The sequence below is a fragment of the Massilia sp. ST3 genome, assembly GCF_018119405.1.
Lineage (GTDB): Bacteria > Pseudomonadota > Gammaproteobacteria > Burkholderiales > Burkholderiaceae_D > Telluria.
On sequence record NZ_JAGPWC010000023.1, the window covers coordinates 1 to 15,337 of the forward strand.

Below are 15,337 nucleotides of genomic sequence, written 5' to 3' on the forward strand. Positions count from 1 at the left end.
ATCACTTTAATGGATGTAGTGCCAGATGATGGATTCGCGAAGTCCTTATGTGCTCTAGTCGGAGTCCAACAAATCGCAATCAACTCGTCGCGCTTGGGCTTCGACACGGTCACCAAATTGGCGCAGATCCCTAACTTGGGTTCTTTGGTGTTGAGCAATGCCGCACTAACAAATGATGAGGCAGCCTACCTTGGTTCGCTTGTGCCTGAACTCATTCTGGTCAACGAGTAACGTCCGCTTCGGGTCGCAAACGGACTCCATGATCTTGCAGGCTAAGCATCGCGACAAGCCGCGAGCAGTGATGCAACAAGCCTTTTTCGATCACCTCTCGTCTCATCTACCGGAGCGAATCCAGAGAGTTGGCAAGGCGCATTAAATCTCCCACTGCCACTGCACCGTCAGCGCCCGAGTACTGCTGCGCGCAAGTGGCATGCGGTCGTCGACATAGCCGGCCGACACCGTTCTCCCGTGCCGCCAGCGGTAACGGTACAGCACCGACCGGTGAATCTGCCTGTCACTCCAGGCCTCCAGTTGCGTAATGCCGTCATCGCGCCGCGCCGCCCAGGTATTCTGGGCCAGCACGCGCAGCGAGTCGCGCGGGCTGAAGTGAAGCATCGCCAGCCAGCGCCAGGCCGTGTCGGAAAACGCATCCTGCCCCAGCGTGCCGCGCACCCAGGCGCGGTTCACGTGGTGGTCGAGTTCCAGCGCCCAGCCCCTGGGCAAGGGAAAGCGCAGGCCCACGTCGAGGATGACGTTGCCGCCGGGGCCGACCCGGTCGGCGTCCGCGTCGAGCTGGCGTCCCAGCGCGACTTCGGCGGCGATCTTCGACACCCAGGGCAGCGGCACCGTCTCGACGCCGGCATGCAGGGCCGGCGTGCGGTGCAGGCGTCCGCCCTGCCGTGCGCGCTGGCGGTCGAAGCCGAGCTGGGTCCAGAAGCGCGTCTGGCCCGGCGCCGCCAGCCAGAACCCCGGGCGGATCTCGCGCGTCACCACTTCATTGCCGGGCTGCCCGCCGCTGCGGTCGCCCAGGGTGCGGATCTCGTGCAGGCCGAGATGGGCCTCGAATTCATGCAGCCCCAGCGCCTCCTGGCGCCCCAGGATGCGGTTGAGATCAAGCTGCAGCCTGGCGATGCCGGCCTGAGGCAGGAAGCCGTTGTCGTTGACGAAACCGGGGCCGATCGCCTCGACCACGGCCTCGTTCCACCAGTCGCTGGAGCTGTGCACGAACTTGGTCCACAGGTAGCCGCCCTCGCGGCGCGGCGTGCGCGCCAGCGCCTCCGATGCGTCGAAGCCGGCGGTCGTGCGCGAATGCATGGCGACGAAGGCGGCCTGGCGCTGCGCGCCTTCGGCATCCTCGCCGCGCCATTGGCCGTCGAGGCCGAGCACGTCGTTCCTGCCGAAGGCATGGTAGTCGCGTTGCGACACGAAGGCGCCCAGCAGCAGCCCGTCGCCGTGCCAGCGCGTGCGCCACAGGCTGGCGGTCGAGCGGCGCGGCTGCACGTATTCCAGGGTTGCGTAGGGACGGCCGCGCAGCACCAGTCCGCCGGGCTCGTCGCGCAGGCTCATCGCGGTGGCGTCCAGGTGGGACGCGCGCCAGGTGGCGCGCGCGCCCCACTGCGGATCGAACACGGTGCGCGAATAGAAGGCCGGCAGCGGCAGTCCCAGCACGTCGGAACTCTCGAGGAAAAAGCCGCGCTTTTCCGGCAGGCTGAGGGCGATATTGCTGGCGCCGGCGGAGACCGGCTGGTCGACTTCGATCTGCGAATAGTCGGGATTGAGGATGCCGTTGAACACCCAGTCGGCGCGCGGGCGCAGGTTGACTTCCAGCCCGGCTTCCAGGCGCAGGCCGCGTTCGCGCCGCCCGTCCACGCCGTCGCGCGCGGCGCGCAGGGTCAGCTCCGGGCGCAGCTCGACGAAGCGGCGGTCGCGTACGGTCTCGACGGTGGCGCCCATGCCCTCGATCTCGCGCAGGAAGGCCAGCTGGTTCAGGGCGTCGGTCTTCAAGGGGGCCGTCAGCAGCAAGGTGCCGCCGGCATGCGGTACGCTGCGCTCCACCAGCAGCTGCCAGGCGCGCCCACCGGCATACGGAAAACGCAGGCTCGACAATGGCCAGCGCACTTCCATGCTGTAGCCGTCGGGCAGCGGCTTGACGGCGGTTTCGATCGGAAAATCGGGCCCGAGGTCGGATTCGTCGTCGTCGGCGCGGTATACGCCGTCGCTCACCACGCCCGCCGTGTTGATGCGGACGAACTGGGCGGCGCGGCCATGGCCGACCGGGTCGATCCACACACCGATGAAGTCCTGTTCCAGGCCGACCTTGTCGCGCCGCGCCAGCGAGCCGCGCAAGGCGGCCGGCGCCGTGTCCCAGGCGCGGATGGCGAACACCAGGGCATGCTCGTCGATCAACAGCTGGACCGTGGTGCGCAGGGTGGAAGCCGGCGGATTCCCGTCACGCGGCTGGTGCTTGTGGAAGTTGTCGTAGACGGGCGCGCCTTGCCAGGCCGGATCGTCCAGCGTCCCGTCAATGCGCGGCGTATCGGCCTGGGCGATGCGCAGGGCGCGCAGGCCGTGGTCGCTTGCGGCTGCCGGCAGCCACAGGCACAACAAAAGGACGAAAGCGGATCGAAGTACGCGCATGCTCTGGGCGGATCGCATCAGGACAAAGAGAGAAGCTTGCCAACAGCCAACAGGGCGGCAAGTGTAACACGGGTGTTGTAGTAAATGAAACATTTCTCGAATCGCTAACTGAGCATTGCTAACCGGAGATTTGTAAGACGCAAACACCTCTTGAGACGCTGCAGCCACCCGACATTCTTTACAAATTTCAATCGGGCGTGGTTGCGCAGGCTGTCTTTTGAGCTACCATCGGTATTCGTGCTCCATCACCCGGCTGTTTCAATTTTTCATTGTCCGCGAGACTCGATGAACGCACCACCAGCCTTGGATCAGACCGCCTCAGATAGTGTGCACTCACTATCACTTGAAATGCTGTTGAGCAATTTGCCCGGCGCGGCCTACCGTTGCCGCAACGATGGCGATTGGACCATGGAGTTCGTCAGCGACGGGGTCGAGAAGCTCACCGGCTATTCGGCCGCCGCCTTCACCTCGCGCCCGGGCCTGTCCTTCGCCAGCATCATCCATCCGGACGACCGCGCCGGCGTGCAGCGCACCATCGCCGCCGCGCTCGCGAACGACCGCCATTTCCAGCTCACCTACCGGATTCGCTGCGCCTGCGGCACCGAGAAATGGATATGCGAACAGGGCGCGCTCAGCCCCCACGGCGACGGCATCCTGGAAGGCTTCATGTCCGACTTCACGCGCATCAAGCAGGCCGACATGATGGTGATGGAACAGGCGTCCTTCCTGCAGCGGGCGCGCGACGCCATCATTGCCATGGACATGCATTCGCGCATCACCTACTGGAACCACGGCGCCGAGCGCCTGTACGGCTGGAGCGCCCAGGATGCGCGCGGCAAGAAGTTCTGCGAGCTGCTGTGCGACGACCTGGCCGCCTACCAGGGCGCCTACGAATGCACCCTGGCCGACGGCGAATGGTCTGGCGAGCTGACCCACGTGCGCAGCGACGGCTCGGCAGTCGATATCGATGCCCGCTGGACCCTGCTGGCGCCGGACGACGCGCTTGGGGCCGGCCAGAAGATCCTGGTGATCGGCGCCGACATCAGCGAACGCAAGCACAACGAAGCCAAGATCTTCCGGCTTGCCTTCTTCGACCCGCTGACCGACCTGCCCAACCGCGCCAACCTGCTCGACCACCTGCGCCGCGCCCTGCTCGGCAGCGCGCGCACACGCAAGTGCGGGGCGCTGATGTTCTGCGACCTCGACAACTTCAAGTTCCTCAACGACACCCAGGGCCATGCGGCCGGCGACATGTTGCTGCAGGCGGTGGCGCGGCGCCTGGAGCACTGCGTGCGTGAGGCCGACATGGTGGCGCGCCTGGGCGGCGACGAATTCGTGATCCTGATCCAGCCGCTGGAGGACACGCGCGAAGGCGCGGCGGCCCAGGCCGAGACCGTGGCCGCGAAGGTGGTGGCGGCCATGGCCGCGCCCTTCCAGCTGGGCGAGCTGAACTACACCTTATCCGTCAGCGTCGGCGTGGCGACCTTGTGCGGCACCAGCGACACGGTGGAATCGACCCTGCGCCAGGCCGACGCCGCGATGTACCAGGCCAAGGCTTCGGGGCGCAACACCTTCCGCTTCCACGACCCCGCCGTGCAGGCGGCCTGGTCGGCCCGGGCCCAGCTCGAGAACGGCTTGCGGCGGGCGCTGCGCAACAACGAATTCCTGCTGCACTACCAGCCCCAGCTGGACCGCGCCGGCCACGTGATCGGCGCCGAGGCCCTGCTGCGCTGGCGCCAGCCGAACGGCAAGATCCTGTATCCAGCCGAGTTCATCCGGGCCGCCGAGGAAAGCGGCCTGATCGTCGACATCGGCCGCTGGACCCTGCGCACCGCCTGTGCCGAACTGGCGCGCTGGCAGAGTTCGCCGGAAACGGCGGGCCTGACGATGTCGGTCAACGTCAGCGCGCGCCAGTTCACCGAGCCCGATTTCGTGCCCATGCTGCAGCGCATCTTCGAGCATACGGGGGTGCAGCCGTCGGGCCTCAAGCTCGAGCTGACCGAAAGCCTGGTGGTGAGCGACTTCACCCAGACCGCGCACACCATGGCCACGCTCAAGCGGCGCGGGCTGTCGTTCTCGCTGGACGATTTCGGCACGGGCTACTCGTCGCTGGCCTACCTGCGCAAGCTGCCGCTGGACCAGCTCAAGATCGACCACAGCTTCATGCGCGACGTGCTGACCGACCAGAACGACGCCTCGATCGTGCGCTCGATCATCGCGCTGGGCGACAGCCTGGGGCTGCAGGTGATCGCCGAAGGGGTGGAGACGCCGGGGCAGCGGCAGTTCCTGTCGGATGCGGGCTGCTACATCTACCAGGGCTTCCTGTACCAGCGGGCGATGAGTGCGGAGAGCTTTACGCAGTATGCGAGGAGTTTGCACTGAGTTTGGATTGAGCGGTGCGCTCGCAAACTTGGGTTCCCGCCTTCGCGGGAATGACGTGCTTATTTACGTGCCCCAAAAACCGTCATTCCTGCGCAGGCGGGAATCCAAGTCCGCAGAGCAGCCGCAACAATAAAAAAGCCCGCCAAAGCGGGCTTTCTCACATGCGGAAAACAGCAATCAGAACTTGTACCCCACCGCCAGCACCACCGACACCGGATCCAGCTTCATGGCCTGGGTCTGGCCCGTCGAGAAGCTGACATTGGTGCGCAGGCGCGCCTTGTTGACCGTGACGTCGCCGAACCAGCGCTCGTTGAAGTTCATCGCCACGCCGGCCTGCAGCGTGTAGGTGAACTTGTTGTCGATGCTGAAGGTCGTCGGCACGTTGCTGCCCGGGTTGGTCACCGCGGTCATCTTGAACGAGCCGCGCTCCTTCATGAAGTAGGCATAGGTCGCACCCACGCCCACGAAGGGACGGAACGGCGCGCTCGGCTGGAAGAAGCGGTACTGCAGGAACAGGGTCGGCGGCAGCGCCTGGACCGTGCCCAGCTCGCCGGTGCCGGCGATCGCGCCCGCGCCGTAGATGCGGTGCTTGTAGGGGGTGCCCAGCGCCAGCTCGGTCGAGATGTTGTCGGTCAGGCCGTAGGCGAAGATCAGCACCGGCTGGGTGTCGCGGCCGACGTCGGCCTTGGTGCCCGGCAGGGCCGGCGCGCTGATGTCACCGCTCTCCACCTTCGGGGTCAGCTGGTTGATGCCGAACTTGGCGGTCAGCTGGCCCTTCGACTGGGCCGACGCGGTCGAGGCGCATGCCAGCGCTGCAGCCACACCCAGCATCGTCACGACGCTCTTGAAACGTACTTTCATTTTTTCTCCTGGTTTCTTGTGTGATGGCCCGCCCGCATCGATGCGTGGAGCGGGCCTGCCGCAGCCTTACAGCCAGCCCTTCACTGCCATGTCCTTCAGGACGTAGCGCGCGATCAGGTTGTTCTCGAACGGGGTCGGGTGGACCGTGTCGGCGAACATGTAGTGGCTCACATCACCTGCAACCGTGTTGTTGGCGGTGCAGACCAGCGAGGTCCCGCCCAGCGGATTCGTGCCGCAAGCCGGCGCGCTGGTGTTGGTCAGGCCGTACGGGGCCGGGTTCTTCACCTGGTCGTTCGAGACCCAGTACAGGTCGACGTACAGGATGCGCGGATCGTCGGCGCCCAGGCCATTCTTCAGCTGGGTGTTGAAGGCGTTGATCATCGCGGTCACCAGTTGCTGGATCTCGGCCGGACGCGACTTGGCGGCCGGGGTGCTGGCGACGTCAGGCAGGTTGGCCACGACCACGAACTTGGCGCCCTTGCCGACCAGCTCGTTGCGCACCATCGCCGCCATCTGGGCGCCGGCGGTGCCGAGTTCGGTGACCATGCGGGCGGCGTTGGCGGTGGCGTATTCGCCGGCCGCCTTGGTGCCGGCGGTGGTGCCGTCGGCCTGGGCCTTGGCGACCATCGGGCCGTACACAGCCGGCGAAGCGACAGCCTGGTTGCCCGGCTGGGTAGCGGCGGCCGTGACGGCGGCCTGCACAACGCTGGCGTCGGTCTTGCCCGGGCGTGCGTTCTCGGTGGCGATCGCCAGGCCGATGGCCTGGGCTGCGGTCTGCGGGTTGGTCGCGCCGGCTGCCAGCTGCATGGTCAACGAGGTGGCGAAGGCTTGTGCGCCCGCGGTGGTGCCGGCGGTCTGGATCGCGGCCATCTGCATCAGCACGTCGTTACCGCCGGACAGGATGGTCACCAGTTCGGTGCCGCTGAACTTGCCGCCGGTCTTGGCCAGGTGGTTGGCGATCTGGCCGGTCAGCGGCAGGGTCATCTCGCCGATCGGCGAGCCGGTGGCCTTGTTGCCCGGGCCGACCGGGTTGGTCACGCGCGAGCCGCCCTGGGCGTAGTTGAAGCAGTTCGCGTGGTTGGTGATCGGTACGTTGAGACCCAGGCTCGCGTCGCCTTCCAGGCCGGTCTGGGCGGCGCAGGGCGCCGGCAGGCCGAGCTGGGCGGCCATGAAATCGAGCCAGATCTTGCCGGTCAGGTCGGGGTGCTTGGCGGTGCTGTCGCCGTTGATGGTGAACTTGCCGCCGCCTGCCGCCTTGACCGCGCCCACCGAGTAGGTGCCGACGTCCGACAGGCTGTCGCCGAAGGACACTTGCTGGCTGAAGGTGGTCTTTTGCGTTTGGTCGCCGCCGGCTGGGCTGCTGCCGCCGCACGCCGTCAGCAACGCTGCCGTCAACAGGGCAAGCGCGAGTTTGGTTTGACGCATTGTGTCTCCTAACGATGGTTATTATGAAACGAACGCCCGTGCTATTCGTATCACAACTAATATGCCAGTGTTCAGTTCGCTTGTATAGCGAATCCTTGCAATTTCGTAACTTTTTACACCTCTGTGCAACAAGGGCGCGAGCGTGAAAAAGGGAGGCGATTATAGCGTTCTCACGCGTAGTGAAAGAAGCACTATTTCGCACGCGTGTGCCGTCATGACAGGCGCTTTGCGCCGTGTCATGAGGATGTTTGATCTAGCTCAAACTGCGGGCTGGCGGTTGAGCAAACCGTGCACGATGCCGGTCGAACCGTGGGCCGCGCGGCGCAGCCGGTCGTTGACGCCCAGCCAGGGGCCGTCCCTGGGCGGAGCCTCGACCAGGATCAGGTCGGCGCGCTGCCCGTCCATGGCGCGCAGCGCCGCATACAGCGCGTGGGCGAAGCCGTCCGGCGTGGCCGGCAGGCGCAGCGCCGCATGGGTCTGCGGCATGTCGGTGTAGTGGATCAGGGCCACCTTGCGGCCTACCTGGTCCAGCTCGGCCAGGGTGGCGCGCAGCACCGCGCTGTCCTGCATCGCCACCGGCGTGTGCGGTGCGTAATGCGATTCGAGCGTGCCCGAGGCGCGCGGCGCGGCGGCGTCGGGCGCGGCCGGCATGCGGTCGATCACGGCGGCTATCGCTTCCGCACTGATATGGCCGGGACGCAGCAGCACCGGGCCGTGCGTGGCCAGGCGCGACAGGTCGACGATGGTCGATTCGATGCCCACCTCCGAGGCGCCGCCGTCCAGCACCAGGGCTACCCCGCCGTCGGCGCCGAATTCGTCGCGCACGTGCTGGGCCAGGGTCGGGCTGACGTGGCCGAACTTGTTGGCCGAGGGCGCCGCCACGCCGCCGCGGCCGCCCTTGAAGGCGCGCAGCAGCGCGATCGCCACCGGGTGCGAGGGGCAGCGCAGGCCTACCGTGTCCTGGCCGCCGCTGACGGCGTCCGGAATGTTGGCGGCGCGCTTCAGGATCATGGTCAGCGGGCCGGGCCAGAAGGCATCGGCCAGCGCCTGGGCTTCCTGCGGAATGTCGGTAGCCCAGTAGTCGAGTGGCGCGCCGGGCGCCAGGTGCACGATCACCGGGTGATCCTGGGGACGGCCCTTGGCGGCGTAGATGGCGGCCACCGCGGCCGGGTTCTCGGCATCCGCGCCGAGGCCGTACACGGTTTCGGTCGGGAAGGCGACCAGCGCGCCCTGCTCGAGGGCGCGCGCGGCCGCATCGATCGCGCTTTGATCGGGCTGCTGGTCCATCGTCACTCCGGAATACCCAGGATGAGGCAAGCCTGGCGCAGGCTGTCCTGCGCCTGCGCCAGGGCCGGCGCCACGAAGGTGACGTGGCCCATCTTGCGGCCGCGGCGCGGGTCGTCCTTGCCGTACAGGTGCAGGTTGGCGCCGGGCAGCGCCAGCACCTGGTCCCAGGCCGGTTCGCGCACGCTGTCGCTGTCGCCGTCGAACCAGACGTCGCCCAGGATGTTGAGCATCACGGCGGGCGAATGCTGGCGCACGTCGCCCAGCGGCAGGCGCGCCATCGCCCGCACCTGCTGCGCGAACTGGCTGGTGACGCAGGCGTCGATGGTGTAGTGGCCGCTGTTGTGCGGACGCGGGGCCATCTCGTTGACCACCAGGCTGCCGTCCTGCAGCACGAAGAACTCGATGCACAGCACGCCCACATAACCCAGTTCGGCCACGATGGCGCGCGCCGCATCCTGGGCCTGCTGCGCGCAGGCGGCGGACACGTTCGGTCCCGGCACGGTGGTGGTGAACAGGATGCCCTCGCGGTGCACGTTCTCGGCGATCGGGTAGACCACCGAAGCGCCGTCCGCGCCGCGCGCGGTCAGGACCGACACCTCATAGGCCAGCGGCAGCATCTTCTCCAGCAGGCAGGTAACACCGCCCATCTGGTCGAAAGCCGCGCGCACGTCCTCGCGCGAACGCACGCGGACCTGGCCCTTGCCGTCGTAGCCCATGCGCACGGTCTTGAGGATACCCGGCAGCAGCTCGTCGCCGATGGCGTCGATGTCGGCGTGCGAGGCGATGGTCTTGTGCGGGGCCGGCATCACGCCGGAGCTCGGCGCGCACTCGACGAAGAAGCGTTTTTCCGCGATGCGGTCCTGGGCGATCGACACGCAGGAGGCGCTTGGCGCGACGAAGCTGCGCTCGCCCAGCCAGGCCATGCTGTCGGCCGGCACGTTCTCGAATTCGGTGGTGACGGCGCGGCATTGCCCCGCCAGTTCGGCCAAACCTGCGGCGTCGCTGTAGCCTGCGGTGATCAGGCGTTCGGCGACCTGTCCGGCCGGGCAATCCTGGGCCGGCTCGAGCACGGCGACCTTGTAGCCCATCGTCTGGGCGGCGTGGGCGAACATGCGGCCAAGCTGGCCGCCGCCCATCACGCCGAGCCAGGCCGGCGGATTGGCGGATGGGAGAAGCGGATCACTCATGCGTCAACACGGGAAGAGTCATGGCCTGGGCCGCCGCGGTCTGCTCGGCGCGGAAGGCCAGCAGGCGCTGGGCCAGCGCATCGTCGGTCGCGGCCAGGATCGCCACGGCGGTCAGGGCCGCGTTGGCGGCGCCGGCTTCGCCGATGGCGAAGGTCGACACCGGCACGCCTTTCGGCATCTGCACGATCGACAGCAGCGAATCCTCGCCGCGCAGGTACTTCGACGGCACCGGCACGCCGAGCACCGGCACGATGGTCTTGGCGGCCACCATGCCCGGCAGGTGGGCGGCGCCCCCTGCCCCGGCGATGATGGCGCGCAGGCCGCGCTCGCGCGCGGTCTCGGCATAGGTGAACATCTCGTCCGGCATGCGGTGCGCCGAGATCACCTGCGCCTCGAAGGGCACGCCGAACTGCTTGAGGACATCGACGGCGTTCTTCATCACGTCCCAGTCCGACGAGGAACCCATGATCACGCCGACCAGCGGCTTGGCTTGTTCCGTCATCGCTCAGGCCTTCAGCTTCTCGCCGGTGAGGCGTTCGATGGCTTCGAAGTACTTGGCCTGGGTTTTCTCGATCACGTCCTGCGGCAGCGCCGGGGCCGGGGCGGTCTTGCCCCAGCCGGTCAGGGTTTCCAGGTAGTCGCGCACGAACTGCTTGTCGAAGGAAGGCGGCGACATGTCCGGCGCATAGGAGTCGGCCGGCCAGAAGCGCGAGGAGTCGGCGGTCAGCACTTCGTCCATCAGGTGCAGCACGCCGTTGTCGTCCAGGCCGAACTCGAACTTGGTGTCGGCGATGATAATGCCGCGGGTGGCGGCGTATTCGGCGGCGGCGGTGTACAGCTGGATGCTGACGTCGCGCATCTTGGCGGCGAGTTCCTTGCCGATGCGGTTTTCCATCTCTTCGAAGGAGATGTTCTCGTCGTGTTCGCCGATGTCGGCCTTGGCGGCCGGGGTGAACAGCGGCTGCGGCAGCTTGTCGGCCTGGCGCAGGCCGGCGGGCAGCTGGATACCGCAGATGGCGCCGTTTGCCTGATAGTCCTTCCAGCCCGAGCCGATGATGTAGCCGCGCACGACGGCTTCGACCAGGATCGGCTTGAGGCGCTTGGCCACGACGGCGCGGCCGCGCACCTGCTCCACTTCGTTCGGCGCCACGACGGATTCCGGCGCCACGCCGGTCAGGTGGTTCGGCACGATGTGGCCGAGCTTCTCGAACCAGAAGTCGCTCATCTGGTTCAGCACCATGCCCTTGCCCGGGATCGGCTCGTTCATGACCACGTCGAAGGCCGACAGGCGGTCGGTGGTGACGATCAGGATCTTGTCGTCGCCGACGGCGTAGTTGTCGCGCACTTTGCCGCGGCCGAGCAGTGGCAGGGACTGGATAGTGGATTCGTAGAGGCTGTTCATAGAAGGGATATCAGGGAAACAGTGCCGGCGAATGGGGCGCCGGATTGGGGGTGTTCAGGCCTGGGGAGCCTGCTCAATGCGTAATTTTACGTCAATTCGCATCCCGCTGCCGCCGACCGAAGGCCAGGGCATGCCCCCTACCACCGTCACCCCCGCGAAGGCGGGGGCCCAAGTTTGCCTGCGTTGCGATGCGATGAGCGCTTGCTGCTGCGGTGCGAACTTGGGTTCCCGCCTGCGCGGGAATGACGGATCCGGGGGCGCGGGACGTATCTCGCTGCACGTGTCTGCAAGCAAAGCAGGCACGCGTGGACAGCCTTACTGAACGATCTGCGCCAGCTCGCCCGCCTTGTAGCGCTCGGCCATCTTGTCCAGCGGGATCGGCTTGATCTTGCCCGCCTGGCCTTCGCAGCCGAAGGACAGGTAGCGGGCCTTGCACACTTCCATTGCCGCTTCGCGCGCCGGCTTCAGGTAGTCGCGCGGGTCGAACTTCGACGGGTTCTGGAACATGTACTTGCGGATCGCGGCCGTCATCGCCAGGCGGATGTCGGTGTCGATGTTGATCTTGCGCACGCCGTGCTTGATGCCTTCCTGGATCTCTTCGACCGGGACGCCATAGGTTTCCTTCATGTCGCCGCCGAATTCGCGGATGATGGCCAGCAGTTCCTGCGGCACGGACGACGAGCCGTGCATCACCAGGTGGGTGTTCGGGATGCGGGCGTGGATTTCCTTGATGCGGTCGATCGCCAGGATGTCGCCGGTCGGCTTGCGGGTGAACTTATAGGCGCCGTGCGAGGTGCCGATCGCAATCGCCAGCGCGTCGCACTGGGTTTTCGCGACGAAGTCGGCGGCCTGGGCCACGTCGGTCAGCAGCTGTTCGCGGGTCATGGTGCCGTCCGCGCCGTGGCCGTCTTCCTTGTCGCCTTTCATGGTTTCCAGCGAGCCCAGCACGCCCAGCTCGGCTTCGACGGTCACGCCGATCGAGTGCGCGAACTTGACGACTTCCTTCGAGACTTCGACGTTGTATTCGTACGAAGCGACCGACTTGCCGTCGGCTTCGAGCGAACCGTCCATCATCACCGAGGTGAAGCCCGAACGGATCGCGGCCATGCAGACCGCCGGCGACTGGCCGTGGTCCTGGTGCATGACGACCGGGATGTGCGGGTAGGCTTCGACGGCGGCGTCGATCAGGTGGCGCAGGAAGGCTTCGCCTGCGTACTTGCGGGCGCCGGCCGAGGCCTGCATGATCACCGGCGCGTTGACCGCGTCGGCGGCGGCCATGATGGCCTGCACCTGTTCCAGGTTGTTGACGTTGAATGCCGGCAGGCCATAACCGTGTTCGGCGGCGTGGTCCAGCAGTTGACGCATTGATACGAGTGCCATGGGTTTACTCCCAAACAATTAAGAAACTAGTTCGTCCAGCTCGCCGACGCGCACGATCTTGAGCGCGTTGGTGCCGCCGGCCTGCCCCATCGGCGAGCCCCAGGTGACCACGATCAGGTCGCCCTTGCGGACCATGCCTTCGCGGATCAGGACTTCCTCGGCGCGGCGCAGCACGGCGTGGCTGCCGCCTTCCTGCAGCAGGTGGAATGCTCGCACGTTGCGGTACAGGGACGCCTTGCGCTGCGTCGCCTGCAGCGGGGTCAGGGCGAAGATCGGGGTGTCGATCGAGTGACGGCTCATCCACAGGGCGGTCGAGCCCGATTCGGTGAGGGCCACGATGGCTTTCACGCGCAGGTGGTGCGCGGTGAACAGGGTGCCGTAGGCGATCGACTGGTCGATGCGGGTGAATTGGACGTTGAGGAAATCGGCGTCGCGCTTGTTGTACTCGGACTGCTCGGCCTCGAGGCAGATGGCGGCCATCATCTCGACCGTCTCGACCGGGTACTTGCCCGATGCGGTTTCGGCCGAGGTCATGACGGCGTCGGTGCCGTCCAGCACGGCGTTGGCCACGTCCGAGACTTCGGCGCGGGTCGGCACGGCGTTGACGATCATCGACTCCATCATCTGGGTCGCGGTGATGGCCAGCTTGTTCGAGGCGCGCGCCATCTGGATCATGCGCTTCTGCAGCGCCGGCACGGCGGCGTTGCCGACTTCGACGGCCAGGTCGCCGCGGGCGACCATGATGCCGTCGGAGGCGTCGAGGATTTCCTGCAATACCGGGATGGCTTCGGCGCGCTCGATCTTCGCGATCATCATCGGCTTGTGGCCGTAGGGTTCGCCGGCGATGTTGGCCAGCTGGCGCGCCATTTCCATGTCGGTGGCGTTCTTCGGGAAGGAAATGGCCAGGTAGTCGGCCTGGAAGCTCATCGCGGTCTTGATGTCTTCCATGTCCTTGGCGGTCAGGGCCGGCGCGGTCAGGCCGCCGCCCTGGCGGTTGATGCCCTTGTTGTTCGACAGTTCGCCGCCGACCTTGACCGTGGTGCAGATCTCGTGGCCCACGACCTTGTCGACGACCAGCACGATCAGACCGTCGTTGAGCAGCAGCTTGTCGCCCGGCTTGACGTCGCGCGGCAGCGCCTTGTAGTCGAGGCCCACGCGGTCCTGGTTGCCCAGCTCGCCGTTCTCGCCCCAGCGCGCGTCCAGGATGAACTTGTCGCCATTGTTCAGGAAGATCTTGCCTTCTTCAAACTTGCCGACGCGGATCTTCGGACCCTGCATGTCGGCCATGATCGCCACTTCGGTGCCGCATTCGGCGGCGGCGCGGCGCACCAGCGCGGCGCGGTCGATGTGGTCCTGGGCCTTACCGTGCGAGAAGTTCAGGCGCACGACGTCGACGCCGGCCCGGATCATTTTCACGAGAATGTCGAAGTCGGTCGATGCAGGGCCGATGGTGGCAACGATCTTGGTGGCGTTGTACAGGGGGCGCACGGGTTGCATGTGTTGGAATCCTTGATTCTGAAAAGAGAAGCGCAGCCCCGGGGCTGCGCTGGATATCACTGGGCGTTACGCTGGAGCAGGATCTCGACTGCCGGCAGGGTCTTACCTTCGAGGAACTCGAGGAAGGCGCCGCCGCCGGTGGAGATGTAGCCGATCTGGTCGCCGATGCCGTACTTGGCGATCGCGGCCAGGGTGTCGCCGCCGCCGGCGATCGAGAAGCCTTCCGACTTGGCGATGGCCATGGCCAGGGTCTTGGTGCCTTCGGCGAACTGGTCGAACTCGAACACGCCCACCGGGCCGTTCCAGACGATGGTGCCGGCCTGGGCCACTTGCTGCGCCAGGGTGGCGGCGGTCTTCGGGCCGATGTCCAGGATCATGTCGTCGTCCGCCACATCCGCCACATTCTTGACGGTGGCGGCGGCGTTCGGGCTGAATTCCTTGGCGCACACCACGTCCACCGGAATCGGCACTTGCGCGCCGCGCGCGGCCATCATGTCGATGATGGACTTGGCTTCGCCCAGCAGGTCGGCTTCGTGCAGCGACTTGCCGATGTTCAGGCCGACGGCCTTCATGAAGGTGTTGGCGATGCCGCCGCCGACGATCAGGTTGTCCACCTTGCCCGCCAGGCTCTGCAGGATCGACAGCTTGGTCGAGACCTTGGAACCGGCCACGATGGCCAGCAGCGGACGCTTCGGCTGGCCCAGGGCCTTGCCCAGCGCATCCAGCTCGGCCGCCAGCAGCGGGCCGGCGGCGACCACGGGCGCGAACTTGGCGATGCCGTGGGTGGTGGCTTCCGCGCGGTGCGCGGTGCCGAAGGCGTCGTTCACGTAGACGTCGCACAGCTTGGCCATCTTCTGGGCCAGTTCGTCGCTGTTCTTCTTTTCGCCCTTGTTGACGCGGCAGTTTTCCAGCAGCACCACCTGGCCCGGCGCGACGTCCACGCCGTCGACCCAGTCCTGCTTCAGTTCGACCGGCTGGCCCAGCAGCTCGGACAGGCGCGCGGCGACCGGCGCCAGGCTGTCTTCCGGCTTGAACTCGCCCTCAAGCGGACGGCCCAGGTGCGAGGTCACCATCACCGCCGCGCCGGCCTTCAGCGCGGCCTGGATCGCCGGCACCGAAGCGCGGATGCGCGTATCTTCGGTGATCTTCCCGGCATCGTCCTGCGGCACGTTCAGGTCAGCACGGATGAAAACGCGCTTGTTTTGCAGCGCATCGCGGTCGATCAGGTCTTGCAGACGGGTGAAGCGGAGAACGGCGTCCATTGGTCAGCAGTGAGATA

General features: G+C 66.6%; 12 protein-coding genes. 2 read left to right on the top strand and 10 right to left on the bottom strand.

Features of this window, described 5'->3' with window-relative positions; all coding sequences use genetic code 11:
- A partial coding sequence (locus tag KBW98_RS10030) for a hypothetical protein (RefSeq protein WP_211519990.1) occupies nt 1-231 on the top strand: 231 nt, incomplete at its 5' end.
- A 141-nt stretch (nt 232-372) separates the two neighbouring features.
- Here the strand turns inward: KBW98_RS10030 and KBW98_RS10035 are convergent.
- A complete protein-coding gene (locus KBW98_RS10035; protein WP_211519991.1) occupies nt 373-2,637 on the bottom strand; it encodes a hypothetical protein in 2,265 nt (754 codons plus the stop codon).
- A gap of 354 nt (nt 2,638-2,991) precedes the next feature.
- On the opposite strand from KBW98_RS10035, the gene KBW98_RS10040 reads away from it, so the two are divergent.
- Entirely contained in the window at nt 2,992-5,019 is a 2,028-nt protein-coding gene (locus KBW98_RS10040; RefSeq protein WP_229429099.1) for a bifunctional diguanylate cyclase/phosphodiesterase, read from the top strand.
- Between the two features lie 177 nt (nt 5,020-5,196).
- Here the strand turns inward: KBW98_RS10040 and KBW98_RS10045 are convergent, their stop codons facing one another.
- From KBW98_RS10045 to KBW98_RS10085, 9 genes are all read right to left on the bottom strand, one after another.
- Nucleotides 5,197-5,880 (bottom strand): OmpW family protein, encoded by a 684-nt coding sequence (locus KBW98_RS10045; RefSeq protein ID WP_211519992.1) that lies wholly within the window; start codon nt 5,878-5,880, stop codon nt 5,197-5,199.
- A gap of 66 nt (nt 5,881-5,946) precedes the next feature.
- Entirely contained in the window at nt 5,947-7,305 is a 1,359-nt protein-coding gene (locus tag KBW98_RS10050) for an SGNH/GDSL hydrolase family protein (protein ID WP_211519993.1), read from the bottom strand.
- A gap of 258 nt (nt 7,306-7,563) precedes the next feature.
- On the bottom strand, nt 7,564-8,592 hold the full coding sequence (locus tag KBW98_RS10055; RefSeq protein ID WP_211519994.1) for an L-threonylcarbamoyladenylate synthase: 1,029 nt from the start codon (nt 8,590-8,592) through the stop codon (nt 7,564-7,566).
- A 2-nt stretch (nt 8,593-8,594) separates the two neighbouring features.
- Nucleotides 8,595-9,779, bottom strand: coding sequence for a 5-(carboxyamino)imidazole ribonucleotide synthase (locus tag KBW98_RS10060; protein WP_211519995.1), 1,185 nt, complete (start codon nt 9,777-9,779; stop codon nt 8,595-8,597).
- On the bottom strand, nt 9,772-10,281 hold the full coding sequence (gene purE, locus KBW98_RS10065; RefSeq protein ID WP_211519996.1) for a 5-(carboxyamino)imidazole ribonucleotide mutase: 510 nt from the start codon (nt 10,279-10,281) through the stop codon (nt 9,772-9,774). The genes KBW98_RS10060 and purE overlap by 8 nt, the downstream gene beginning before the upstream one ends.
- A 3-nt stretch (nt 10,282-10,284) precedes the next feature.
- Entirely contained in the window at nt 10,285-11,181 is an 897-nt protein-coding gene (locus KBW98_RS10070; protein WP_211519997.1) for a phosphoribosylaminoimidazolesuccinocarboxamide synthase, read from the bottom strand.
- A 315-nt stretch (nt 11,182-11,496) separates the two neighbouring features.
- Nucleotides 11,497-12,561 (bottom strand): class II fructose-bisphosphate aldolase, encoded by a 1,065-nt coding sequence (fba, locus tag KBW98_RS10075; protein WP_211519998.1) that lies wholly within the window; start codon nt 12,559-12,561, stop codon nt 11,497-11,499.
- A gap of 18 nt (nt 12,562-12,579) precedes the next feature.
- Entirely contained in the window at nt 12,580-14,040 is a 1,461-nt protein-coding gene (gene pyk / locus KBW98_RS10080) for a pyruvate kinase (protein ID WP_211520047.1), read from the bottom strand.
- 74 nt (nt 14,041-14,114) lie between these two features.
- Nucleotides 14,115-15,320 (bottom strand): phosphoglycerate kinase, encoded by a 1,206-nt coding sequence (locus KBW98_RS10085; RefSeq protein ID WP_229429100.1) that lies wholly within the window; start codon nt 15,318-15,320, stop codon nt 14,115-14,117.
- Nucleotides 15,321-15,337 lie beyond the last annotated feature (17 nt).